The organism is Neorhizobium populisoli, assembly GCF_019430945.1.
Taxonomy (GTDB): domain Bacteria; phylum Pseudomonadota; class Alphaproteobacteria; order Rhizobiales; family Rhizobiaceae; genus Neorhizobium; species Neorhizobium populisoli.
On record NZ_JAHYCB010000006.1, the window covers coordinates 480552 to 505976 of the forward strand.

A 25425-nucleotide genomic window follows, 5' to 3' on the forward strand; every position below is an offset into this window, starting at 1 on the left:
GGTCCGAGAAATGAGACGGGTAGTTGTAACAGGTCTCGGCATCGTATCCTCAATCGGAAGCGATGCCGCCGAAGTCACCGAATCCCTGCGTCAGGCGAAGTCCGGCATTTCCTTTTCGCCCGATTTTGCCGAGCATGGTTTCAAGTGCCAGGTCTGGGGCAGCCCGAAACTCGGCCAGGCTGAGCTTGCGGAACTTGTCGACCGCCGCGCCATGCGTTTCCTGTCTCAGGGCGGTGCCTGGAACCACGTCGCCATGAAGCAGGCGATTGCCGATTCCGGCCTTGAAGAAAAAGACTATAGCGAGAACGAGCGCACCGGCATCATCATGGGTTCGGGTGGTCCGTCCACCCGCACGCTGATCGAAGCCGCCGAAATCACCATGAAGAATAACAGCCCGAAGCGCATCGGCCCGTTTGCCGTGCCGAAGGCGATGTCTTCCACGGCTTCCGCGACGCTCGCCACCTGGTTCAAGATTCATGGCGTCAACTACTCGATCTCGTCGGCCTGCTCGACTTCGGCGCATTGCATCGGCAATGCGGCCGAGATGATCCAGTGGGGCAAGCAGGACGTGATGTTTGCCGGCGGCCACGAAGACCTCGACTGGACCATGTCGAACCTTTTCGACGCCATGGGCGCCATGTCCACCAAGTACAACAATAATCCGGATCGCGCTTCGCGTGCCTATGACGTCGACCGTGACGGTTTCGTCATCGCCGGTGGTGCGGGCGTGCTGGTTCTCGAGGAACTGGAGCATGCCAAGGCCCGCGGCGCCAAGATTTATGCCGAGATCACCGGCTATGGCGCGACGTCCGACGGTTACGACATGGTTGCTCCGTCCGGCGAAGGCGCGATCCGTTGCATGCGCCAGGCGCTTGCGACCGTGAAGGGCGAAGTCGATTACATCAACACCCACGGCACTTCGACGCCGGTGGGCGATTCGAAGGAAATCGGCGCGATCCGCACCGTCTTCGGCGACAAGATTCCGCATATCCAGTCGACCAAGTCGCTGACCGGCCATTCGCTCGGCGGTGCCGGCGTGCAGGAATCGATCTACGGCCTGCTGATGATGCAGGAACGCTTCATCGGCGAAAGTGCGCATATCGACAATCTCGATCCGGAATTCGAAGGTGTACCGATCGTCCGCAAGCGGATCGACGACGCCAAGATCGATACGGTCCTTTCCAACTCCTTCGGGTTCGGCGGTACTAACGCCACGCTCGTCTTCCAGCGCTATAACGGATAATTCCATGACGGGATTCATGCAGGGAAAACGCGGCCTGATCATGGGGGTCGCCAACAACCACTCGATCGCCTGGGGCATTTCCAAGGCTGTCGCAGCACAGGGCGCTGAACTCGCCTTCACCTATCAGGGCGATGCGCTCGGCAAGCGGGTGAAGCCGCTGGCAGCCGAGGTCAATTCCGACTTCATCGTGCCTTGCGACGTCGAAGACATCGCATCGGTGGATGCCACGTTTGCGGCTATCAAGGAGCGCTGGGGCAAGCTCGATTTCGTCGTGCATGCCATCGGTTTCTCCGACAAGAACGAGCTGAAGGGTCTCTACGCCGATACGTCGCGCGAAAATTTCAGCCGCACGATGGTGATCTCCTGTTTCTCCTTCACCGAGATCGCCAAGCGGGCTGCAGAGCTGATGACGGATGGCGGCTCGATGCTGACGCTGACCTATGGCGGCTCGACGCGGGTGATCCCGAACTATAACGTCATGGGCGTCGCCAAGGCGGCTCTGGAAGGCTCCGTGCGTTACCTCGCAGCCGATTACGGTCCGAAGGATATCCGCGTCAACGCGATCTCTGCAGGCCCGGTCCGCACGCTGGCAGGCGCCGGCATTTCCGACGCACGCGCGATGTATTCCTGGAACCAGAAGAACGCACCGCTGCGCCGCACCGCGACGATCGAAGATATCGGCGGCTCGGCGCTTTACCTGCTTTCGGACCTCTCCCGCGGCGTGACCGGCGAAATCCATTATGTGGATGCCGGCTACAACATCACCTCTCTGCCGACGCTCGAGCGTCTGCGGAACGCGGATTCGGAATAAGGTCCGCTTCGGATTTCATTTCAACTGCTTCAAATCCTCGGCCGCCTGGATATTCCCGGCGGCCGATGCTTCTTTCAGGAGTTGCTTTGCCCGCACCGGGTTCTCGGCCCGGATCAACTGGGCAAGCTTCCACTTGGCCCAGTGATCGTTCGTCTGGGGCAGGCTCTTTTCCAGATACGCTTTGGCGAGTTTCACATCCTTCGGAAGGCCTTCGCCATCGGCGAGCATGAAGGCCAGCATGTGATAGGCCCAGATATTGTCCTTCGCGGCAGATTTCCGGTACCAGTCAGCGGCCGTGACCGCGTCGCGAGCAACCACGATCCCCTTCTGGTAGAAATAGCCGATCCTGAGTTCCGCATATTTATCGCCCTGAGCGGCGGCGCGGCGATACCAGTCCAGCGCCTGCACAGCGTCTTTCGGCACGCCGATGCCCTCTTCATAAGCTTCTCCGAGCTTATAGGCAGCGGTGGAATTGCCCTTCTCGGCGGCCATCCGGAAGTAACGGGTGGAGATCCGCAGATCGTCTTTTCCCTTGACCTTATAGTGCCGGTAGGTCTCGGCGATGTTGTACCATTCCCAGGTGATCTGCGGCGGATCGGCGTGAGCAGAAAAAGCGCTACCGAGAATGATACTCATCATCATAGGCAAGCGTCGCATCTGCCTCTCCATTGCGGCAACCGGATGCAACCCTAACCTGAGCGTCGAGAATAACAATCGTAGATTTCAGGGTTTTTGCAGGCGACACTGCGGCTCGCCCAGACTCTGCAGCGCTTATTTACGCGCCCACAGGACCTTGAAACGTGCATTGCGGCAAGTCTCGCCATGCTCGCGAAAACCTTCGGCCAGAACCGGCTCATAGGGCAGGCCACGATTGGCGACGAGCATCAGGCGGCCGCCGTTCTTGATGGCGGAAGCGGCGGTGCGGATCATGGCCTTGCCGAGTTCCGGATCGGCGGCCTGCGCCTCGTGGAAGGGCGGGTTCATGATCACCAGGTCGTACTTTTCCTTCGGCGGCTCGGCGCTGAGGTCCTGCCAGTAGAAGCGGGCGCTCAGGTCCGGGCAATTGAAGGCGAGGTTCTTCTTGGCGAATTCCAGTGCATGATAATCGGCTTCGAAGAGATCGATGCGGTTGGTGCGCGACGACTTTTCCGCCAGCATGACCGAAAGGTAACCCCAGCCGGCGCCAAAATCGGCGGCGTTGCCGTCGAAATCCGTTGGCAGGCGACCGGCGAGCAGTTCGGAACCTCCATCGACCCGGTCGTGCGAGAACATGCCGGGCGCGGCCTGGAAACGACCCTCGAAGGCAACGGGGGATTTCTTCAGCGTGGCAATCGCCTCATCGGCATCTTTCGGACGAGGAAGCCAGATGGCGATGCCATGATATTTCGGGGCGTAGTCGATCTGCAGGTTGAGCTTCAGAAGCATGGTCCGCAGCGGCTGGATACCGTCTTCCTTGCCACCCGCAATCACGATCAGGCCGCCGGGACGAACGCGTTGCAGCGCCTCGCCGATGCGGTTCTCGTTCTCGCCACGGTGCTTGCCGCAGAGAACCAGCGCCGCGTCGTAACCCTCGCCCTCGGCCTCCGGAAAGGCGCCGTCGCGCAGCGCGCGGAATAGCGGCCGGAAGGGCTGCACGGCCGTGATCTCGGCCTCAAAGCCATCCGGCAGCACATTGCCGCCTTCGGCACCGAGGAAAAGCACGCGCTCGCCTGCGGCCGGCATGGGCACGGCTTCGGTGGCGAAGGGGTGGAACAGGGTTTTCAGCGCGTCGCGGCTCATGGCAGGTCTCGATCTATCGGCTCGGATATAGAAAAGGCGCGGAAGAAAAGCTTCCGCGCCTCGTTTTTTCCAAAGGAGGAAGCAAGCTTATTCCGCGGCGGCGTCGCCGTCAGCCTTCTTGATTTCCTGGCCGGTGGCCTGGTCGACAACCTTCATCGACAGGCGAACCTTGCCGCGCTCATCGAAGCCCATCAGCTTGACCCAAACCTTGTCGCCTTCCTTGACGATGTCGGAGGTCTTGGCGACGCGCTCGGAAGCGAGCTGGGAGATGTGCACGAGACCGTCACGGGCGCCGAAGAAGTTGACGAAGGCGCCGAAGTCGGCGGTCTTCACAACGGTACCTTCGTAGATGGCGCCGACTTCCGGTTCTGCAACGATCGAGTGGATCCACTTGCGGGCCGCTTCGATTTCCTTGCCGGAAGAGGAGGCGATCTTGACGGTGCCGTCGTCCTCGATGTTGATCTTGGCGCCGGTCTTCTCGACGATTTCGCGGATGACCTTGCCGCCCGAACCGATAACTTCGCGGATCTTGTCGACCGGGATGTTCATCACTTCAATGCGCGGAGCGAATTCGCCGAGCTGCGAACGGCCTTCGGAGATGGCGTTCGACATTTCGCCGAGGATATGCTTGCGACCGCCCTGAGCCTGCTCCAGAGCGACCTTCATGATCTCTTCGGTGATACCGGCGATCTTGATGTCCATCTGCAGCGAGGTGATGCCGTCGGCAGTACCTGCAACCTTGAAATCCATGTCGCCGAGATGGTCTTCGTCACCGAGGATGTCGGAGAGAACGGCGAAGCGCTCACCTTCGAGGATGAGACCCATGGCGATACCGGCAACCGGCTTGGCCAGCGGAACGCCTGCATCCATCAGAGCGAGCGAGGTGCCGCAGACGGTTGCCATCGAGGACGAGCCGTTGGACTCGGTGATCTCGGATACGACGCGCAGTGTGTAGGGGAACTGTTCAGCCGACGGCAGCATCGGACGGATAGCGCGCCATGCGAGCTTGCCGTGACCGATTTCGCGGCGGCCCGGGGAGCCCATGCGACCGGTTTCGCCAACCGAGTAGGGAGGGAAGTTGTAATGGAGCAGGAAACGCTCCTTGTACATGCCGGTCAGGCTGTCCACGTACTGTTCGTCTTCGCCGGTGCCGAGCGTGGCAACGACGATCGCCTGCGTTTCACCGCGGGTGAACAGCGCCGAACCATGGGTGCGCGGCAGGATGCCGACTTCGGAAACGATCGCACGAACGGTCGACAGATCGCGGCCGTCGATACGGCTCTTGGTGTCGAGGATGTTCCAGCGAACGATCTTGGCCTGCAGGTGCTTGAAGGTCGCGCCGATGACTTCGGCGGTGTACCTCGGCTCTGCGCCTTCCGGGAAGAAATGCGCCTTGACCTTCGCCTTGACGGCGTCGACGGCAGCGTAGCGTTCAGCCTTCTGGGTATTCTTGTAGGCGGTGCGCAGCTCGGCTTCGAAATGCTTCAGCATTTCGGCTTCGAGTTCGGAATGATCTTCCGGCTGGAAATCGCGCGGTTCCTTGGCAGCCACTTCGGCGAGCTTGATGATCGCGTCGAGAACCGGCTGGAAGCCACGGTGGCCGAACATGACGGCGCCGAGCATGACTTCTTCGTTGAGTTCCTTGGCTTCCGATTCAACCATCAAGACGGCGTCCTGGGTGCCGGCAACGACCAGATCGAGAACCGACTCGTCCATCTCGTCGAGATGCGGGTTCAGAACGTATTCGCCGTTGATGTAGCCGACGCGTGCGCCGCCGACCGGACCCATGAAGGGAACGCCGGAGAGCGTCAGAGCAGCGGAAGCGGCAACCATCGACAGGACGTCGGGATCGTTCTCAAGGTCGTGCTGGACGACGGTGACGACGACCTGCGTGTCGTTCTTGTAGCCTTCCGGGAAGAGCGGGCGGATCGGACGGTCGATCAGACGGGAAACCAGTGTTTCCTTTTCCGACGGACGACCTTCGCGCTTGAAATAGCCACCCGGGATCTTGCCGGCGGCATAGGTCTTTTCCTGGTAGTTGACGGTGAGCGGGAAGAAGTCCTGGCCCGGCTTCGGCGACTTGGCCGAAACGACGGTGGCCAGAACGACGGTTTCGCCGTAGGTGGCGAGAACGGCGCCGTCAGCCTGGCGGGCGATCTTGCCCGTTTCCAGCTTCAGCGGGCGGCCGGCCCATTCGATTTCGACGGAATGAGTATTGAACATATGTTGTCCTTCAACGCGGGAAGCGGCGTCTCGCCCCAGCTATTTCGCAAGGGGCGGCAACACACTTCATCGCAATCATTGCGACACATCACGGGCAAGACAACGAGAAGCTTTTCAAACTGACCGAAGCCGCCTTGCGGCTCCGGCCAAAAGCATCCTGCAATCCTGCCCCATGACAGGTCTGGTTTTGGTGGCGAAACCGGCCCATCCGGATCCGCCGCAGTCTGACACCGGCGAAGGTGCCTAAATAGCGGACCGGCGGACCCTTCCGAAGAAGAGTCCGCCGGAAACTTGTTAGCGGCGCACGCCCAGGCTGGTGATCAGCTTGGTGTAACGGGCTTCGTCCTTCTTCTTGAGGTAATCAAGAAGCGAACGACGGCTCGAAACCATGGTCAGAAGGCCACGACGCGAGTGGTTGTCCTTCTTGTGGCCCTTGAAGTGTTCGGTCAGGTTGTTGATGCGTTCCGTGAGGATTGCGACCTGAACTTCCGGGGAACCGGTATCGCCTTCGGCGGTTGCGTATTCCTTGATGAGGGCGGCCTTGCGCTCTGCAGTGATCGACATCGGACGATCCTTTCTAGTGAAGAGGAATTAGGGACGCCAAAAGCCGGGATGTCGTCCAGCTTTGGCCGTGAAAAGCAATGGTACCCCATACGGAGCCCAAGTGCTGGCGGGGCGTATAACGGAAATTTCCGGAAAAGGGAAGTGCCGCCCGGATTCCCATCCAGGCAGGCTCAAATCCACTCGCAGCTCAGGCAAATACCCGCTTGGGCCGGAATTCGCCCTGGCCGATCTCGCCGATGGCGATCAGCTTGCCGCGCACCGTCGCATAGGCTTCCGCTTCCGCCAGCGGCGCGTCGCGGCCGCGGACGATGACGGGATTGCCCATCTTGATACGATGGGCCTGGTCTTCGGTGACCGGCAGGTGCGGCAAGTTGGAGAGGGCTTCGGCCGTATCCATCAGGAAAGCATCGAGAGCGGCAAGCCGCTCGTTGCGGTCCTCTATCTCTTCCAGCGCCACGAGTTCGGCGAGCGGCACCATGCGGTCTTCGGCGAACGGTGCCACAAAAGTGCGGCGCAGTTCCGAGATATGACCATAACAACCGAGTTCGCGACCGAAATCGCGGGCAAGCGCGCGCACATAGGTGCCCTTGCCGCATTCCACTTCGAAATGCGCCTTGTCGGCCGTGGTGCCGAGCAGTGTCAGCCGGAAAATCTGCACTTCACGGGAGGGGATTTCGACCACTTCGCCATCGCGGGCGAGATCGTAGGCGCGTTCGCCGGCGATCTTGATCGCCGAAAACTGCGGCGGAATCTGCATGATCGTGCCGGTATAGCTCGGCAGCAGAGCGCGGATCTGCTCTTCGGTCGGGCGATCGTCGGAGGATGCCGTGACTTCGCCTTCGAGGTCGTCGGTCGAGCGTTCCTCACCCCAGGTGACGGCGAATTCGTAAATCTTGCGGCCGTCCATGACATAGGGAACCGTCTTGGTGGCGTCACCCAGCGCGATCGGCAGCATGCCGGAGGCAAGCGGATCGAGCGTGCCGGCATGGCCGGCCTTCTGGGCGTTGAACAGCCACTTGATCTTGGAGACGGCCTCGGTCGAGCCGAAATCCACCGGCTTGTCGAGGATCAGCCAGCCGGAAACCGGGCGGCCCTTGGGTTTGCGTGGTTTGGACATGCTTCTCTATTTATTCTTTATCTTTGTTGCCGGCTTCGATGTCCCGCTGAACTTCAGGCGAACGCAGCAGTTCATCGATCTTCTTGTAATTGTCGAAGCTCGTATCGTCGCGGAAACGCACTTCCGGCATATATTTCATCTGCTTCAGCTGGCCGCCGAGACGGCCGCGAATGAATTTCGCATTGCGGTTAAGCGCTTCGATGACCGCCGTATGGTCAGGCAGACCGAGCGGCGTCACGTAAGCTGTGGCGATCTTGAGGTCCGACGACATGCGGACTTCGGAAACGGAAATCACCGTCTTTTCAATGAGGTCGTCGCGCACTTCGCCGCGCTGCAGAACCTGAGTAATGGCGGCGCGAACCTGTTCGCCAACGCGAAGCATGCGCTGAGAGGGCGCCGAGGAGGTAGCCTTGGTCATCGTGTTTCTTTCATAGAACGCCGCCGGGGTTCGGCCCGAGCGAGCGCGTCATCAATCAAAGGCGGTCCAAATGGCTTAGCCCGGCCCAAAGGTCAAGGCGCGACCGTAGATTATGTTGAATCGGCTCAATCGAGCTTTTCCAGATAAGGCAGGTCGTGCGGGTGCACTTCGCGCGTCACCCGCGTGATGCGGTCGATCGCCCTGTCGCGCGAAATTTCGAGATGCGCCCTGAGCGACGCCGCAGCATCCCCCACCCTGCCCGCCTTCAGCCTGTCGATGATTTCCATATGTTCCGGCAGAAAGGGTTCGGAACCAAACAGCCGCGGCATCCACTGATAGAGAAAGCGGTGGGTGACCAGCAGCGCCTGCGGCAGGCTGATCGCCTGCATCAGCGTGCGGTTGTCACAATGGCCGAGCAGGGTGACATGCAGTTCCTCTTCCAGCCGGTCGAGGTCCGGGCCGGCAAGCTCGGCGGCATTGTCCATGGCGGATTGCAGATGCTCGCGCATGGTCGCGAGGTCTTCCGCTGAAATCCGTGCGGCCGCCTTTTCCAATGCGACCGGCTCCAGCAGCCAGCGCAGTTCGTAAAGCTCGCCGACATGGTCCGGCGTCATGGCGGGCGCTATCCAGCGGGCGCGATCGTCCTTGCGGACGATGCCGCGCTGCTGCAGCCGGCCGACGACATCACGCGCCACGGTGCGGCTGACATCGTAGAAACGGGCAAGTTCCGTCTCGTTGACCCGCCAACCGGCGAAGGAACAGCGCGCGGCGATTTCGCTTTCCACCTCGCCATAGATCTTTTCCCAGCTCGACAGCTGTGTGAGACGGACATCATCGGTCGCTTCGGGAGGCGCAACAGGCGTGGACGCGTTGTCCGGCCGAGACCGGCTCACCTCGTAACCCCGCCCGCTCGACTTTTCGAGAAAACCCTCGCGCTCCAGTTCGGCCAGCGCCTGCCTAGCCGGGGCACGGCTGATGCCGAACTGTTCGGCAACGGAACTTTCGTTGAGGCGCGTACCGGGGCCAAGCACACCCTGCGCCACCTGCCCCGCAATGATTTCATAGACCTGCTGGTAGAGGCGAGGCGCCGCGCCACCCGCGACTTTCGGCTTCTGCTCCTCTGCATCGGCCATCCGTGCGTCCGCCATCTTGCCTCCCAATTCCCTCGGTTATCGAGCCACCGAACCGGTCGCTTTTTTATCGGAAACTATCAGGTCGCAAGTGCTGCTTCAATTCGCGCTGCTGCCGTCAATCAGGCCTCGCTGTTTCGTGATGACGAATCCGGCTTGTCAAAAGTCAAAAGATGTCTAGTGTACACATAATACGTTTTGATAAAGTGCGAGACGAAACGATTTGGGAGGATCGTGAATGGCTGGCCGTCTGGCGGAGAAACGTGCTTTGGTGACAGGTGCCGGCCAGGGGATTGGCCGGGCGATTGCCATCGCATTTGCCGAAGAAGGCGCGGCGGTCGTCGCGACCAGCCGCACGCCTGCCAAGATGACCGACCTCGCCGGTCTGTCGCCCCTAATCGAAATCGTCGGCCTCGATGTGACCGATGCGGCAGGCGTGAAACGGACATTATCCGAAGCCGGCTCCATCGATATTCTCGTGAATTGCGCCGGCTGGGTGCATAACGGCTCGATCCTCGATTGCGAGGAAGAGGACTGGCTGAAGAGCATCGACCAGAATGCCACCTCCGCCTTCCGCACCATGAAAGCAGCGCTGCCGGGTATGATCGAGCGCGGAAGAGGTGCGGTCGTCAATGTCGCTTCCGTCGCCTCCAGCATTACCGGCGTGCCGAACCGTGCCGCTTATGGCGCCAGCAAGGCGGCGCTGATCGGGCTGACCAAGGCGGTGGCGCGTGACGTGATTGCCACCGGCGTTCGGGTCAATGCGCTTTGCCCCGGCACCACGCTTTCGCCCGGACTGCAGGGCCGTATCGATCAATCCGCCGATCCGGACGAGATGCGGCGCACATTCATTTCCCGCCAGCCGATGGGCCGGCTGGGGACGGTGGAGGAGATGGCGGCGGCGGCCGTTTTCCTCTCCAGTGACGAGGCAGCATTCATGACCGGCCAGGTACTCGTGGTCGATGGAGGACAGACACTTTGAGCCCGATTACAGCCACCGAAGAGGTTGTTCATGCCGCAATCGGCGATGTCGAGCGGTTTTGCCGCGCCGTGTTTCTGGCAGCAGGCACCGACGAGGCGACCGCGGATGCTGCGACGCGGACGATGATGCACGGCTCGCGGCTCGGCGTCGACAGCCACGGCGTGCGCCTGCTCGACCACTATATCGCCGTGATGACCGGCGGCCGGGTGAACAAACGGCCGAACGTGACCGTGACGCATTCGGTATTGGCGGTCGCCTCGCTCGATGCGGATCATGGCCACGGCGCACTCGCCGCCTATCGCGCCATGGACAAGGCGATCGAGCTTGCCGAGACATGCGGTATCGGCGCGGTGTCGATCCGCAATAGCTCGCATTTCGGCCCGGCCGGCACCTATGCGCTGGATGCGGCGCAAAAGGGCTATATCGGCGCCGCCTTCTGCAATTCGGACAGTTTCGTGCGCCTGCATGACGGCGCGATGCGATTTCACGGCACCAATCCGATCTCGTTTGCGGTGCCTGTCGCGGGTCAGAAACCCTGGCTGCTCGATATGGCGACCAGCGCCATTCCCTATAACCGGGTAAAACTTTATCGCAGCCTTGGTCGCGAGCTTCCCGAGGGCGTGGCCTCGGATGTCGAGGGCCGCGACGAGCGCGATCCTTCGCTGGTGGAAATGCTCGCCCCGGTCGGCGGCGAATTCGGGTTCAAAGGCGCTGGACTGGCGGGCCTGGTGGAAATCCTGAGTGCAGTTTTGTCCGGCATGCGGCTGAGTTTCGATCTTCTGCCGATGAACGGACCGGATTTTTCCACGCCCCGCGCCCTTGGCGCCTTCGTGCTGGCGATGAAGCCGGGCGCCTTCGTGGCGGAAGACGTGTTTACCGCCGGCATGCAGCGCTATGTCGAAGTGCTGCGCTCTTCGCCGCCGCGGGACGGCATGCGGGTGATGGCGCCGGGCGACCGCGAATGGGTGGTGGCGGACGAGCGCGAAAGGCGAGGCGTCCCATTGGATCCGGCAACGCGCGAAGCATTCGTGAAACTCGCCGAACGCTTCGGGCTGGAGGCTCCCGCGATCCTGCCCTGACACATCGCCCATGAAATCCGCCGGTGGAGGAGCCGGCAGGATGAACGATGTCCAACGAGACATAAGAGGAGGAGAGCATGCGCATTTCTGCAAAGAGACTGCTGCCGCTGCTGGCGGCTGCCGGTTTGGCAGCCTTGACGGCCGCGCCCGCGAATGCCCAGCAAAAATTCACCCTGCGGTTCAACCACGTTCTGGCGCCGAGCGAACCGTTCCATGCCGGCTTTCAATCCTGGGCCAGGAAGGTCGATGAACGCACCAAGGGCGGACTGAAGCTCGAAGTGTTCCACAGCGCCCAGCTTGGCGTTGAGGAAGACATTATCGAGCAAATCCGCCAGGGCGCCAATGTCGGCCAGAACACCGATTCCGCCCGCCTCGGCAACTACGTGCCGAGCATCGCTGTCATGAACGGCCCTTATTTCGTCGACACACTGGACGATGTCTGGAAGCTTTCGGACAGCCCTTCGCTGAAGAAATGGCAGGACGAGCTTGCCTCGAAACATGGTTTGAAGGTCGTCTGCTTCGACTGGGTTCAGGGTTTTCGCCACTTCTTCACCAACAAGCCGATCAAGACGCCGCAGGATCTCGCAAGCCTGCGCATCCGCACGCCACCGGCACCGATCTGGCAGGAATCCATCCGAGCGCTGGGTGCCGCGCCGACCGCCATGGCTTTCGGCGAAATGTATCCGGCGCTGCAGCAGAAAGCGATCGACGGCGTCGAACTCGTCTATGCCAACATTCCGGGCGGGCGCTTTTATGAAGTGCTGAAATACGCCAACGAGACCAAACACATCATGCTGATCAACTTCCAGGTCGTCAGCGCCGAGTGGTTCGGCAAGCTGCCGCCGGAATTCCAGACGGCGCTGGTCGAGGAGTGCAAGGCGGCCGGCCGCGAGACCTCGCAGAAGATTTCGGCCTCGGCCGACACGATCAAGGCCGATCTGCAAAAGCGCGGCATGCAGGTGGTGAGCGATATCGACCTTGCCGCATTCAAAAAGGCCGGTGACGCCGCCTATTCGAAGCTCGGCATTCTGGAAGCCAAAAACGCCGTACAGGCGGAACTCGGCAAGAAGTAACGGCGAAGACCCCGAGGATTGGAAACGGCCGGCGAAAGGAAGACATGATGATGCGCTTCTACGACTTCATCGGAAAGATCGAAGCAGTCGTCGCGGGTACGTTTCTGATCCTCATGACGCTGCTGATCTTTGCGGGTGGCCTCGCCCGCTTCTTCGGCCATCCGCAGAACTGGACCATCGACGTGGCGACCTGCCTCTTCGCATGGTCCTGCTTTCTGGCCGCCGATATCGCCTGGCGGAAGAACAGCATGATGGCGCTCGACGTCTTTACGTTGCGCATGCCGGAAAGGCTGCAGAAGGGGCTACGCATGGTCAACTACGCGCTGATCACCGCCTTCCTGCTGTTCATCATGTATTACGGCTTCTACCTCACCTGGATCAGCCGCATTCGCTCCTTCCAAGGGATCCCCTGGATCAGCTATTCCTTGGTGACGGTGAGCCTGCCGGTCGGCGCGACGCTGCTGCTTACCACGACCATTCTGCATATGCGGGCTGATTTGCGCGGCGAGCATGTCGCCAACAATGCAGTCGACGTGGTGTGAGGCCCGGCCATGCTGCTCGTCGCGATCGCTTTTACCATTCTTCTCGTCATCGGCATGCCGGTCGCTTTTGCGGTCGGGATATCCGGTGTGATCTTCTTCCTGCAGAACCCGGAGCTGCCGCGCACCATGACGGTGCAGCTGACGGTGACGGAAACGCAGAATTTCGCGCTGCTCGCCGTGCCGCTGTTCATCCTCGCCGGCAATTTTTTGAACTCGTCCGGCATTGCCCACAATCTCCTGAAACTCGCCTCGGTGCTGACCGGGCGGCTGCAAGGCGGGCTGGCACAGGTGTCCATCGCACTTTCGACGCTGATGAGCGGCGTCACCGGCTCTTCGATCGCCGATGCGGCGATGAATACTCGCCTGCTCGGCTTCGAGATGCTGAAGCGCGGTTTTTCCAAGGGATATGTGGCCGGCGTGCTTTCCTATGGTTCGCTGATGGCGCCGATCATCCCGCCCGGTATCGGCTTCATTCTTTATGGCACGGTGGGGCAGGTTTCGATCGGCCGGCTGTTTGCGGCCGGCATCATTCCGGGTGTGATGCTCTGGGCCGCGCTTGCCGTCACCATCTCGATCACGGCCCGCAAGCGCGGCTACAAACCGGAACTCGACCGCGCGCCGACGCCATCAGAAGTCGTCAAGGCATCGATCGCCGGCATCTGGGCAATCCTGTTTCCGATCATCCTGATCTTCGGCCTGCGGTTCGGCGTTTTCACGCCGTCGGAAATCGGCGCCTTTGCCGTCGTCTACGCTTTTCTGGTCGGGGTCTTCGCTTATCGCATGCTGACCTGGACAAGCTTCAAACAGGCGATCGAGGCGAGCCTGATCGATGTCGGTGCGGTGATGTTCCTTCTCGCACTATCGGCCGTGTTCGGTTACGGCATCATTTTCGAACGCATTCCGGAAGTGATTTCCACATGGATGCTCGGCATCACCGACGACCCGAATATCGTCATGGTGATGATCGTGCTGTTCATTCTGGTGGCAGGCACATTCATGGAAGGCTCAGTGCTGATCGTCATGCTGACGCCGATCTTCATGCCGCTGATCCAGCAATACGGCATCGATCCCGTGCATTTCGGGCTGGTCTTCATCATTGCGGCGACGATCGGAAACTACACGCCGCCCGTCGGTGGCGCGATGTTCGTCGTCTGCCAGATCCTGAGATGCCCGATCGAAGACTACACGCGGGAATCCATGCCGTTCCTGGCCGCGGTCTCGCTGGTCACGCTGCTTCTGATCTTCATGCCCGGCATCGTGCTTTACATGCCGAACCTGCTGTTCAATCCGTAAACCCGATCAGAACAGCGCGTCGTCGATATCATCGTCAGACATAACGGTGGCGACGACGGCGGTCTCGACCGGGGGAGCGGTACCCATGACTTCGGCATGCAGCTCGCGTTCGGCGACCATCGTATAGAGCCGGGCGATACGGCCGCCGATATCGGCCAGCGCGTCCTCGATGCCGGGAACTTCGTAAACGTCTTCGACGACATCCATTTCTTCGGCGCAGGCACGCAGCACTTCGCCAAGCTCAGCATTGAAGTTGAGGCGGGCCAGCGAGATATCCATCTCGCGCACGGCAGTCTTGCTCTGCTCGCCGAGGCCGGCCATCTGTTCGTCCATGCGATCGCCGACGGCGCGGATATTGCCGACCGCCTTTTCGAGGCGCTGGTCGAGGGATTCCTCGGCCTCTTCGGCCTGCACGCCGACCAGCTTGTTGGCAGCGCCTTCGAGCGTCTGGAGTTCGGCGAGGATCTTCTCCGCCGTTTCGTCCAGCTTGCCGGCGAAGTTGCGCAGCTCGGCGGTGACGACGTTGATTGCCCTGCCTTCCTCACCGATCTTGCCGCAGCGCAGGTTGGTGTTGAGCGCCATATAATGAATGTCGGTGCGGACTGCGCGGACGATGCCGATGCCGTTCAGGAGTTCGCTGACCGTATCGGCCGTCGAGCGGCTGAGCACGCCCGCTTCGCGAGCAACGCCTTCGATCTCCTGCACGGCGCCGCGGGCCGCAGCCACGCCGTTTTCAAGCTGACGGATCGCGCCGTCGTTTTCGTTGTCATCGCCATCGGCCATGGCGGCACGCAGGGCTTCGATCTCCGACAGATCAGAGCGGAAACTTGCGACCGTAGTGACGATCTTGGCGGTGTCGCGGTCGAAATCGAAGATCGACTGGTTGAGCTGCAGCGAGACCAGCTTGCGGATGATCAGCGACAGACTGTCGCGCTGTTCGTCGCTGAGTGCATGACCGGCCGGCGAACCGAGATAGTTGTCGAGGATCGTAAGGCTCGACTGGCAATGTTCGATACGCTGGCGAGTGATATCGCCCACCTGCATGGCAGAGAGTGTCGAAGCAAGTTTGTTCTGGATGCCGCCGGCGACTGCACGGACCCGCGCTGCACGCTCGACGAGCAGCTTGCGATGCTTGCCGATTTCGGCCGCGCCGGTCGACAGGCCTGCGACAATCTGCGGCACCGTGTCATTATAACTGGCAAGGATCGCCTTGCCCTTTTTCATGACCGGACCCAGGCCTCTGCCCAGCGTCGAAAGCTTGCCGGCGAAATCATTGACCTGGCGGCTGCCTTCCTGGATACGAGCGAGGATTTCTTCCGCGAAACCGGCAAAATCGGCAATGCCGGCGCCGGTAATCTTGGCGGTTACGGCGAAAGTGCGCAGATACCGGAGCGTTTCCTGCATCTCTTCGATCTGCGGATCAAGCTTGCGTTCGGCCAGCGCGATATCCTGAAAGCCGACCTGGCGCTTCTGTTCGATACCGGTGAGTTCGGAAAGGCGTTCGACCGTGCTTTTCAGCTCCGCCATCGTGGCGTTCGCCGTGCTTTCGTCCAGTGAGCCGGTCAGCTGGTCGAGGGAGGTGATGAGCTTGTTCAGCACATCCAGGATCGAAAGCAGCGCAGCACCACCATCCAGGAAACGCTCCTCGATGCGCGAACGCGCACTTTCCATGCGATCGACGAATGCCGGGAAGTCCGAGGGACCCGTCATTACCTCTAGGATGGATGCCGCTACAGCCACTTTGCCTCACCTTTCGGACCCCCAAGGGCCCCCCTGCCGATTAAACCGGCGATAAACTCGCCTGTATTGTTTTGGGACGCCGCCGATCCGGCAAAGAGCCGATGCGGTTTTGTCCTGCGCGAGGAGCAATGTGAGCGGAGAGGGGTTAATTCCGGCAAAATGCGCCGTTGGATTTGCGACTTGTAGTTAATTTTCCAGTGTCCAAAGAATGCAAAATGCAACCTATTACTATTGTGCGATGAGAAATCGCCACGCCCAATTAACTTCTCATTAACGATGCAAGTCCAAATTCTGACAGCTATTTCAGCTTTTCCAGATTTATGTTGGAGTAAAAATGACTGCTTCCAATGTTAATGAGGATTACTTTTGTCTTTCGCAGAACCTCACGGTTCGCGCGATTACCGTCGTGCAGCAGGAATTGCTTGAATTTTTGAGCAAGAACAACTCGGCGACAATCGGATTTGCGGACGACACTCAAGTAGACCTCAGCTTTATCCAGCTCATGGAGGCAGCGCGTATCTATGCCGGCACCGCCGGGAAAAGCATCGCGCTCGCACGGCCTGCAGACGGCCCCGTGCTCAATGTCCTCAAGCGAGGCGGTTTCCTGGAAGGGATGACCGCCGAAGACACGAAATTCTGGCTCCACGAAGGGGGAATTCAATGAGCGCCAGCATCCTTACGGTCGACGATTCCGCCAGCATCCGGCTGACGACGCGCGTCGCGCTCAGCAATGCCGGTTACACCATCACCGAAGCGGTCGATGGAATGGACGGCATCGAGAAACTCAATGCCGGTCAGTTCGACCTCATCGTCACCGACTTGAACATGCCGAAGATGGACGGCCTGACGATGATCCGCGAACTGCGCAAGATGCCGGCCCATATGGGCGTGCCGGTCATCTTCCTGACGACGGAATCCGACAACGACCTGAAGCAGCAGGCCAAGGCCGCCGGCGCGACCGGATGGCTGACCAAGCCTTTCGACCCGGAAAGCCTGGTCAAGATCGTTCGAAAGGTGCTTGGCAAATGAGCTTTCCCGATCCTATCGCGGTTTTCAGAACAGAAGCTGCCGAGCTTCTGGAACAGATCGAGGCCGGGCTTCTCGATCTCAACGTAAACCTTGGCGACAAGGATCAGGTGGACGCGGTTTTCCGCGGCCTCCACACGCTGAAGGGGTCGGGCGCGATGTTCGGCTTCGAGGCGCTTGCGGCCTTCACCCACCATTGCGAAACCGCTTTCGACCGGGTGCGCAAGGGTGAGGTACCCGCGACCCAGGAACTGGTCACCGCCGTGCTCGAGGCCAAGGATCACATGCGCGCGCTGGTCGAGACACCGACCGGCGATCACAATGCCATGAGCGAAATGCTCCTCGCCAATCTGAGATCGGCCGTCGATGCGGCGAAGAACCCTGGCTCGGCACCGGCCCTCAAGGTCGCTCCGGGCCAGACGCTTTTCAAGATCCGCTTCAGCCTGCCGCAGAACGCCATGGCGAACGGCACCAACCCGCTGCCGCTGCTCGATGAATTGGCGGAACTCGGCGAATGCAAGATCATTGCCGACCGTTCGGCAATCCCTTCGCTCGATCTTTTCGCGCCGACCGACCTTTATATCTCCTGGGAAGTCGAACTTCTGACGACCCAGCCGCGCTCGGCGATCGACGACGTCTTCATCTTCGTCATGGACGAGATGCAGCTCGACGTTTCCGCCGTCGAAGCTCCACCGGCTGAAAAGCCAGCGCCGGCCGCAATTCCCGTACCGGCTGCGGCTGCAACACCGGTTGCCGCGGTCCCTGCCCTGACTCCCGCAACATCGGGACCTGCCGACAGCAAGCCGAACAAGGCTGCCGAAAACGTCCGCGTGCCCGCCGAAAAACTCGACGAACTGATGGACCGCGTCGGCGAGCTCGTAATCGCCCAGTCCCGCCTCAGCCAGCTGGCCGGCGGCAGCGGCGACCTGCAGCTTCGCGCCGTCTCGGAAGACGTGGAACGCCTGTCCGGCGAACTGCGCGACACGATGATGGTGCTGCGCATGGTCCCGGTCGCGCATCTCTTCAGCCGCTTCCGCCGTCTCGTCCACGATCTGGCGCATGAAACCGGCAAGACGATCGAACTGGTCACCGAAGGCGAAAGCACGGAAGTCGACAAGAGCGTCATCGAGCGCCTCGCCGATCCGCTGGTGCATCTCGTCCGCAACTCCTGCGACCACGGCCTTGAGACCCCGGAAGACCGCCTTGCATCGGGCAAGCCGGAAGCCGGTCATATCTTCCTTACCGCCCGCCAGCAGGCTGGCGAGGTGATCATCACCATCAAGGACGATGGCCGTGGCATCAACAAGGAACGGGTTCGCGCCAAGGCGGAATCTTCCGGCCTGATCCAGCCGAATGCCAGCCTGTCCGATCAGGAACTCTACCAGCTGATCTTCCAGCCGGGTTTCTCGACCGCCCAGACCGTCACCAATCTTTCTGGCCGCGGCGTCGGCATGGATGTGGTGAAGCGGACGATCGACGCGCTGCGCGGCACCATCAATGTTGCGAGCTATCCGGGCGAAGGTTCGGAAATCTCGCTCGCCATCCCGCTGACGCTCGCCATCATCGACGGCCTGCTCGTCAGGGTCGGCTCGGGCCGCTACGTCATCCCGCTTTCGGCGGTCGAGGAATGCCTCGAACTGTCGATCGAAGAAGACATGCGTTCGCGCGGCCGCAGCTTCATTTCGCTGCGTGACAGCCTGGTTCCGTTCCTCAGACTGCGCGACCTCTTCCGGACCGGCACCAAGCCGGATCCGTTCCAGAAGGTCGTCGTCATCTCGACCGGCTCGGAACGCGTCGGTCTCGTCGTCGACCAGATCATCGGCGACCACCAGACGGTCATCAAGGGCATGTCCAAACTGCATCACGACGTCGCGACCTTCTCCGGCGCGACCATTCTGGGTGACGGCGACGTGGCCCTCATTCTCGACGTCGGACACCTCGTGTCTGAAGGACAGCAACAGGAGGCGCATCTGCGCGCGGCCGGATGAACGAGATGATGAGAAAGATTTCCGAGAATATTTGGGAAGGCCGCGAAGAGCTGGAAGTTCTGACCTTCGACATCGCCGGCGAAGTATTCGCCATCGAAGCCGTCATGGTGCAGGAAATCCTCGACCTTCTGCCGGAGACGGTGGTGCCTGGTGCGAAAGCCTTCGTCGGCGCCGTCATCAATTTCCGCGGCAAGGTCATTCCTCTGGCGGATATCCGCCTCGCCTTCGGCATGGAAGCCACCAAGCCGACGATCGACAGCCGGATCATCGTCATCGAGATCGAGCTTGACGGCGAGCCGGTGCTTGCCGGCATCCGCACCGACAAGGTGAACGAAGTGACGACCCTGCTCCGGGCAGCGGGCGAACCGCCGCCGAGCGTCGGCATGCGCTGGCGTCCGGATTTCATCGACTGCCTGGTCAAACGGGGGACCGAATTCATCATCATCCCCAATCTGCAGGTCATCTTCTCCGCCCAACACGACCACCGCCACGCCGCCACTGCGGCCTGACCCGGTCCATCCGACCCCCGATGGAGACTTAACGATGCGCGCCTCTATAAAGCTAAAACTGGCCTCGGCATTCGGTTTCATCATCGTCATGCTTCTGGCGACTGCAACCTACGGCATCTACAGCCTGGGCGGCCTGAACGATACGCTGGAAAATGTACTGCAGGGCCCGGCTCTGCGGCTGAAACTCGCCCAGAACCTCAATAACGAACAGCTGCAGCAGATCCGCCAGCAGAAAAACCTGCTGATGGCAGTCAACGCCGCAGAAATGCAGGGCTATATCTCCAAGAGCGACGAAGCCCGCCGCGCCTTCGACGACACGTTCAAGGCCGTCGAAGCCCGTGCCACCGAACAGGGCAAGGCGCTCTGGGCCAAGCTTGCCGGCTTCACCGGCGAATTCCGCAAGCAGGACGACCGCATCCGCACCCTGATGCTCGGCGGCGACACCGCAACCGCGCTGAAGATTTCTACCGGCGATGCCCGCACCGTCACCAACGAGATCGACACGCTGCTGAGCGACGTCGTGAAACTGGAGGAAGGCCGTCTTGAAGCCGCCGATGTGCAGGCGGATACCGACTATGCCCAGACCCGCCTCGTGATGATCTCGGTTGCCGGAGCAGCCTTCCTGATCGCCGTATTGGCAGCCCTCTGGATCGCGCTTTCGATCAACAGGGGCCTGCGCAATGCCGTCAACGCCGTGCAGAACGTGGCCGAAGGCGATCTGACGCGCTTTGCGACGATCACCAGCAAGGACGAGATCGGCGAACTGCTTGGTTACGTCAACACGATGATCGAGCGCCTGCGCGGTGTCGTCGGCGATGCGCTGGCCGCTTCCGACAACGTCTCCTCGGGCAGCCAGGAACTTTCGGCCAGCTCGGAACAGCTGTCTCAGGGTGCGACCGAACAGGCATCCGCCGCCGAAGAGGCCTCCGCCTCGATGGAAGAGATGGCCGCCAACATCAAGCAGAATGCCGACAACGCCGCCCAGACCGAAAAGATTGCCCGCCAGTCTTCGCGTGACGCGGAAAATTCCGGCCAGGCCGTCAATCGCGCCGTCGGCGCGATGCGGACGATCGCCGAGAAGATCTCGATCGTCCAGGAAATCGCCCGCCAGACCGACCTTCTCGCTCTCAACGCAGCCGTCGAGGCAGCGCGTGCCGGCGAACATGGCAAGGGCTTTGCGGTTGTCGCTTCGGAAGTCCGCAAGCTAGCCGAACGTTCCCAGGCCGCTGCTGCCGAAATCAGCGCTCTCTCAGGCGATACCGTGCAGGTTGCGACCGAGGCCGGCGACATGCTGAACAAGCTCGTCCCGGACATCCAGAAGACCGCCGAACTGGTCTCCGAAATCTCGGCGGCATGCCGCGAACAGGACATCGGTGCAAGCCAGATCAACGAAGCGATCCAGCAGCTCGACAAGGTGACTCAGCAGAATGCCGGCGCCTCGGAAGAAATGTCGGCCACTTCGGAAGAACTCGCCTCCCAGGCTGAAGAGCTGCAGGCCTCGATCGCCTTCTTCAAGGTCGATCAGGCGGGCGGCGCCAAGCAGGCGAAGCGGACCTCGGCCGCGCCGTCGCACAAGCCGGTCTCCAAGCCCGTGCAGTTCCACCGTCCGGCACCGGCACAGCATACGGCTCGCGCAGACCATTCTGTCCACAGCCAGCAGGCACGTGCCAAGGGCTTTGCCCTCGACATGTCGATGGGCGGCCCAGACGCCGACGACGACCATTTCCGCGAAAGCGCTTGACGCCAAGCATTCAAGATATCGGGCTTCACAGGAGCCCGATATCGCGCCGCCGTGTGTATGCGACGACGTTTTGCCGGTTCGCCGGCCGGTCAGAGGGTGAATGCTCCCGCCTCTCTGTCCTCGTAACCTCCCTCTCGGGAGGCCGGAACTAACCATCGCATCGCCATCGGGGGAAACGATCCATGCGGCTGACGATCAAACTTAAACTCGCCATTACATTTCTGGCGCTCATCATTGCGTCGGGCGTGATGGCAACCATCGCCATCATCAACCTCTCATCGTTGAACTCCGCCATCAGCCAGATGGTGGCCGAGCCGATCAACGACCTCCGGAACGTGGGCGCGCTGGCCGATACCTTCAACGGCTCCGTCCGCTCGGAAAAGAACTCGATCCTCAACACCAACAACGCGGAAATCCCGAGCTACGTCAAGGCGATGCTCAGCCCGCAGGACGAAGTCAACAGGCTGGTCGGCAAGCTGGCCGCCTCGACCGATCCGCAGGTTCGTGAAAAGGCGGCGGAGTTCAAGAGGATCTACGACGACTATATCCCGATCCAGAAGCAGATCGCCGAACTGGCAATCGCCAATACCAACGAATCCAATACCAAGGCTGCCGGCATCACGATGGGCCAGAGCCGCGAAACCATGGACAAGGCCCTCAAGGCCCTCGACGACATGAGCGGGATCATTGCCGGCAACGTCAATGAAACCGATCAAGCGACCACCGCGCAATACGAACAGTCGAAGGCGCTGCTCCTGACCATCACCGCCGTGATCGTCCTGTTTTCGCTGGCCGTCGCCACCTGGATTTCACTCAATATCAGCCGCGGTCTTTCGCGCGCCGTCCATCTGGCCAATGCGGTCGCCATCGGCGACCTGAACCAGGACATCGACCACAAGAGCAATGACGAGATCAAGGATCTGGTCAACTCGATGCAGCTGATGACTGGCAATCTGCGCAATACAGCTACGATCGCCGACCAGATCGCCAACGGCAATCTGACCGTCTCGCCGAAGCCGCTCTCCGAAAAGGATACGCTCGGCATGGCGCTGGAAAGCATGGTTGAGCGCCTGCGTGGCGTCGTCGCCGATGCGCTTTCCGCCTCCAGTAACGTCTCCTCGGGTAGCCAGGAACTGTCGGCAAGCTCCGAGCAGCTCAGTCAGGGTGCCACCGAACAGGCTTCGTCTGCCGAGGAAGCCTCCGCCTCGATGGAGCAGATGGCCGCCAACATCAAGCAGAACGCCGATAACGCCGCCCAGACCGAAAAGATCGCCCGTCAGTCCTCCAAGGATGCGGAAGCGTCTGGCGAAGCGGTCGGTCGTGCCGTCGGCGCGATGCGGACGATTGCCGAGAAGATTTCGATCGTCCAGGAAATCGCTCGCCAGACCGACCTTCTCGCCCTGAACGCCGCCGTCGAAGCGGCACGTGCCGGCGAACACGGCAAGGGCTTTGCGGTCGTCGCATCGGAAGTCCGCAAGCTTGCCGAGCGCAGCCAGGCGGCTGCCGCAGAAATCAGCGCGCTTTCGGGTGAAACGGTGCAGGTTGCGACGGAAGCCGGCGACATGCTGAACAAGCTCGTACCGGCAATCCACAAGACGGCCGAACTGGTATCGGAAATCTCCGCCGCCTGCCGCGAGCAGGATATCGGAGCCTCGCAGATCAACGAGGCGATCCAGCAGCTCGACAAGGTCACGCAGCTCAATGCCGGCGCGTCGGAAGAAATGTCCTCGACGTCGGAAGAACTCGCCGCCCAGGCTGAGGAGTTGCAGGCATCGATCGCCTTCTTCAAGGTCGATAGCAGCGGTGCAAAGCGCCAGCTGTCGCAGCCGGCCGCAAAGGCGCATGCTGCTGCAAAGCCTGCCCCCAAGCCCGCGATGAAGGCGTCAGCTGCTCGTCCCAATAACCATTCCATCGCGGCCCAGCAGGCCCGAGCCAAAGGTTTTGCCCTCGACCTGTCGATGGGCGGACCGGACCAGGACGACGACGACTTTCGCGAAAGCGCCTGATCTTTTCAAGAGACCGGACAGGGCCTTGCAATAGGCCCTGGCCAAGCCAGCGTGAAGCGTTGGTGCGACCACCGAAGATGCTGCCGCAAGGGCCTCCTGATCGACACGCTTTCTCCGATCGCATCCGAGATTGAACACTCTGATTTTCCCGGTTTTCGAGGATTTTTAAATGCGGTTTACTATCAAACTGAAACTGGCACTGACCTACGGGCTGATCATTGCCCTCCTGATCGGCATGGCCGGCTTCGGGATTTACAGCCTGTCCAATCTCAACGATGCGATCGGTAAGCTGATTGCGGGGCCGGCGGCACGTCTGGAGACGGCGCAGGATCTCGGCAATATACAGCTTCGCCTGACGCGCGCTCAGCTGAACATGGTGAATGCAGCCAGCGGAAAGGACTTCCAGACCTACGCCGAGGCAAGCGACCGCAATCAGCAGAACTTCAAGACCACCCTCGAGCGGCTCAAGGGACTGGCTTCGACCGAAGAAGGCCGGCAGGCCTGGAGGGATGTCGATGCTAAATTCCAGCAAATTTCAACGCTCGATACCCGAATCCGCGATCTCATCAAAGCCGGTAAATCCAGTGATGCCATCGTCATCATCACCGGCGAAGGCCGCCAGATGATCGACGAAATCGAAAGCGCCATCGACAAGCGCGTCCAGGCAGCCAAGGGCCAGATGGCCGCCACGGATCAGGCGAACGACGAGCAATATGGCAATACGCGAAATCTCGTGCTGATCATTGCCGCCGTCGCTACCATCCTGGCACTCTCTGCCGCTCTCTGGATCGCACTCGGCATCAATCGCGGTCTGAAGCAGGTCTCGTCGATTGCCAACGCCGTTGCCGTCGGTGACCTTGAGCAAAAAGTGTCGATCAAGAGCAATGACGAGATCAGGGATCTGATCGAGACCGTCAATGTCATGACAGGCAATCTGCGCAACACTGCATCGGTTGCCGATCGCATCGCTCAGGGCGATCTGTCGGTAGATGCCAAGCCGCTGTCCGACAAGGATATGCTCGGCATCGCCATGCAGAGCATGGTTGCCAACCTGCGCACGACAGCTGGTGTGGCCGACCGGATCGCCAACGGTGATCTGATGATCTCGCCGAAGCCGCTTTCCGATAAAGATGTTCTGGGCCTTTCGCTGCAGAGCATGGTGGAACGCCTGCGCGGCGTTGTTGCCGATGCGCTTGCAGCATCGAGCAACGTCTCCTCCGGCAGCCAGGAACTCTCTTCCAGTTCGGAACAGCTTTCCCAGGGTGCGACCGAACAGGCATCGTCCGCCGAAGAGGCTTCCGCCTCGATGGAGCAGATGGCGGCCAACATCAAACAGAACGCCGATAACGCCGCCCAGACCGAGAAGATCGCCCGCCAGTCTTCCAAGGATGCGGAAGCTTCCGGTCAGGCGGTCAACCGCGCTGTCGGCGCCATGCGCACGATCGCCGAGAAGATCTCGATCGTCCAGGAAATAGCCCGCCAGACCGACCTTCTCGCCCTGAACGCAGCCGTCGAGGCGGCTCGTGCCGGCGAACACGGCAAGGGCTTTGCAGTCGTCGCCTCGGAAGTCCGCAAGCTTGCCGAACGTTCCCAGGCCGCTGCTGCCGAAATCAGCGCTCTCTCGGGCGATACCGTGCAGGTCGCGACCGAAGCCGGCGAAATGCTCAACAAGCTGGTGCCGGATATCCAGCGCACCGCCGAACTGGTCTCGGAAATCTCCGCCGCCTGCCGCGAGCAGGATATCGGAGCTTCGCAGATCAACGAAGCGATCCAGCAGCTCGACAAGGTAACCCAGCAGAATGCCGGCGCCTCCGAGCAGATGTCGGCGACGTCCGAAGAGCTTGCCGCGCAGGCGGAAGAGCTGCAGGCCTCGATCGCCTTCTTCAAGGTGGACAAGGCCGGCAACCGTCAGCGTGTCGCGCAGGCTCCGGCCGCCCGCACTGCTCCGGCCAAGCCTGCGGCCCACCAGGGTCAGCGCGCTTATGCGGCCCGCCAGCCGGAACACACCGTCTCGGCGCAGCAGGCCCGCGCCAAGGGTTTCGCGCTCGACATGTCGATGGGCGGACCGGATCAAGACGATGAAGACTTCCGGGAAAGCGCCTGAGCGCTGCCCGCCAATTCGCAGGGCCGGGCTTGAAGCACGGTCCTGCAAAGCCTGACG

At 61.0% G+C, this 25425-nt stretch carries 22 protein-coding genes; 14 read left to right on the forward strand and 8 right to left on the reverse strand.

All coding sequences use genetic code 11. The features are described 5' to 3' along the window. Nucleotides 1-10: 10 nt before the first annotated feature. Nucleotides 11-1243 (forward strand): beta-ketoacyl-ACP synthase I, encoded by a 1233-nt coding sequence (gene fabB / locus KX729_RS19835; protein WP_219744201.1) that lies wholly within the window; start codon nt 11-13, stop codon nt 1241-1243. A gap of 4 nt (nt 1244-1247) precedes the next feature. Next, complete coding sequence (gene fabI / locus KX729_RS19840; protein ID WP_219744202.1) at nt 1248-2054, forward strand: enoyl-ACP reductase FabI; 807 nt, start codon at nt 1248-1250, stop codon at nt 2052-2054. Between the two features lie 15 nt (nt 2055-2069). Here the strand turns inward: fabI and KX729_RS19845 are convergent, their stop codons facing one another. From KX729_RS19845 to KX729_RS19875, 7 genes are all read right to left on the reverse strand, one after another. Further along, the gene (locus tag KX729_RS19845; RefSeq protein ID WP_219744203.1) at nt 2070-2711 is read right to left on the reverse strand and encodes a tetratricopeptide repeat protein; all 642 of its coding nucleotides are present in this window, start codon (nt 2709-2711) and stop codon (nt 2070-2072) included. A gap of 114 nt (nt 2712-2825) precedes the next feature. Continuing rightward, a complete protein-coding gene (locus KX729_RS19850) occupies nt 2826-3833 on the reverse strand; it encodes a class I SAM-dependent methyltransferase (RefSeq protein WP_219744204.1) in 1008 nt (335 codons plus the stop codon). A gap of 87 nt (nt 3834-3920) precedes the next feature. Next, nucleotides 3921-6056, reverse strand: a complete 2136-nt coding sequence (gene pnp / locus KX729_RS19855; protein WP_025603258.1) for a polyribonucleotide nucleotidyltransferase — start codon at nt 6054-6056, stop codon at nt 3921-3923. 294 nt (nt 6057-6350) lie between these two features. After that, the gene (rpsO, locus tag KX729_RS19860; protein ID WP_025603257.1) at nt 6351-6620 is read right to left on the reverse strand and encodes a 30S ribosomal protein S15; all 270 of its coding nucleotides are present in this window, start codon (nt 6618-6620) and stop codon (nt 6351-6353) included. A 187-nt stretch (nt 6621-6807) separates the two neighbouring features. Continuing rightward, nucleotides 6808-7737 carry a tRNA pseudouridine(55) synthase TruB gene (gene truB, locus KX729_RS19865; protein WP_219744205.1) on the reverse strand — a complete coding sequence of 310 codons (930 nt, stop codon included), beginning with the start codon at nt 7735-7737 and terminating at the stop codon, nt 6808-6810. A 10-nt stretch (nt 7738-7747) separates the two neighbouring features. Further along, nucleotides 7748-8155, reverse strand: coding sequence for a 30S ribosome-binding factor RbfA (rbfA, locus tag KX729_RS19870; protein WP_219744206.1), 408 nt, complete (start codon nt 8153-8155; stop codon nt 7748-7750). Between the two features lie 125 nt (nt 8156-8280). After that, nucleotides 8281-9303 carry a GntR family transcriptional regulator gene (locus KX729_RS19875; RefSeq protein ID WP_219744207.1) on the reverse strand — a complete coding sequence of 341 codons (1023 nt, stop codon included), beginning with the start codon at nt 9301-9303 and terminating at the stop codon, nt 8281-8283. Nucleotides 9304-9523: 220 nt separating this feature from the next. Here KX729_RS19875 and KX729_RS19880 point away from each other — a divergent pair, with 220 nt between their 5' ends. The 5 genes from KX729_RS19880 (at nt 9524) to KX729_RS19900 (ending at nt 14254) form a co-directional block, all read left to right on the forward strand. Further along, on the forward strand, nt 9524-10267 hold the full coding sequence (locus tag KX729_RS19880; RefSeq protein WP_219744208.1) for an SDR family oxidoreductase: 744 nt from the start codon (nt 9524-9526) through the stop codon (nt 10265-10267). A gap of 5 nt (nt 10268-10272) precedes the next feature. Next, nucleotides 10273-11346: an Ldh family oxidoreductase gene (locus KX729_RS19885; protein ID WP_219744273.1), complete on the forward strand. Its 1074-nt coding sequence runs from the start codon at nt 10273-10275 to the stop codon at nt 11344-11346. 77 nt (nt 11347-11423) lie between these two features. Then, nucleotides 11424-12419, forward strand: coding sequence for a C4-dicarboxylate TRAP transporter substrate-binding protein (locus KX729_RS19890; protein ID WP_219744209.1), 996 nt, complete (start codon nt 11424-11426; stop codon nt 12417-12419). Between the two features lie 47 nt (nt 12420-12466). Then, nucleotides 12467-12961, forward strand: a complete 495-nt coding sequence (locus tag KX729_RS19895) for a TRAP transporter small permease (RefSeq protein WP_219744210.1) — start codon at nt 12467-12469, stop codon at nt 12959-12961. Between the two features lie 9 nt (nt 12962-12970). Further along, nucleotides 12971-14254, forward strand: a complete 1284-nt coding sequence (locus KX729_RS19900) for a TRAP transporter large permease (protein ID WP_219744211.1) — start codon at nt 12971-12973, stop codon at nt 14252-14254. Nucleotides 14255-14260: 6 nt separating this feature from the next. Here KX729_RS19900 and KX729_RS19905 read toward each other — a convergent pair whose 3' ends face one another. Beyond that, a complete protein-coding gene (locus KX729_RS19905; RefSeq protein ID WP_219744212.1) occupies nt 14261-15994 on the reverse strand; it encodes a methyl-accepting chemotaxis protein in 1734 nt (577 codons plus the stop codon). Between the two features lie 334 nt (nt 15995-16328). Here KX729_RS19905 and KX729_RS19910 point away from each other — a divergent pair, with 334 nt between their 5' ends. From KX729_RS19910 to KX729_RS19940, 7 genes are all read left to right on the forward strand, one after another. Beyond that, nucleotides 16329-16658, forward strand: coding sequence for a hypothetical protein (locus KX729_RS19910; protein ID WP_025602858.1), 330 nt, complete (start codon nt 16329-16331; stop codon nt 16656-16658). Then, nucleotides 16655-17023 carry a response regulator gene (locus KX729_RS19915; protein WP_025602860.1) on the forward strand — a complete coding sequence of 123 codons (369 nt, stop codon included), beginning with the start codon at nt 16655-16657 and terminating at the stop codon, nt 17021-17023. The genes KX729_RS19910 and KX729_RS19915 overlap by 4 nt, the downstream gene beginning before the upstream one ends. Next, nucleotides 17020-19008 (forward strand): chemotaxis protein CheA, encoded by a 1989-nt coding sequence (locus tag KX729_RS19920; protein ID WP_219744213.1) that lies wholly within the window; start codon nt 17020-17022, stop codon nt 19006-19008. The genes KX729_RS19915 and KX729_RS19920 overlap by 4 nt, the downstream gene beginning before the upstream one ends. Then, nucleotides 19005-19517 (forward strand): chemotaxis protein CheW, encoded by a 513-nt coding sequence (locus KX729_RS19925; protein WP_219744214.1) that lies wholly within the window; start codon nt 19005-19007, stop codon nt 19515-19517. The genes KX729_RS19920 and KX729_RS19925 overlap by 4 nt, the downstream gene beginning before the upstream one ends. 34 nt (nt 19518-19551) lie before the next feature. Continuing rightward, entirely contained in the window at nt 19552-21258 is a 1707-nt protein-coding gene (locus KX729_RS19930; protein WP_219744215.1) for a methyl-accepting chemotaxis protein, read from the forward strand. A 182-nt stretch (nt 21259-21440) separates the two neighbouring features. Beyond that, nucleotides 21441-23264 carry a methyl-accepting chemotaxis protein gene (locus KX729_RS19935; protein ID WP_219744216.1) on the forward strand — a complete coding sequence of 608 codons (1824 nt, stop codon included), beginning with the start codon at nt 21441-21443 and terminating at the stop codon, nt 23262-23264. Between the two features lie 169 nt (nt 23265-23433). Continuing rightward, a complete protein-coding gene (locus KX729_RS19940) occupies nt 23434-25368 on the forward strand; it encodes a HAMP domain-containing methyl-accepting chemotaxis protein (protein WP_219744217.1) in 1935 nt (644 codons plus the stop codon). The last annotated feature ends 57 nt before the right edge of the window (nt 25369-25425 follow it).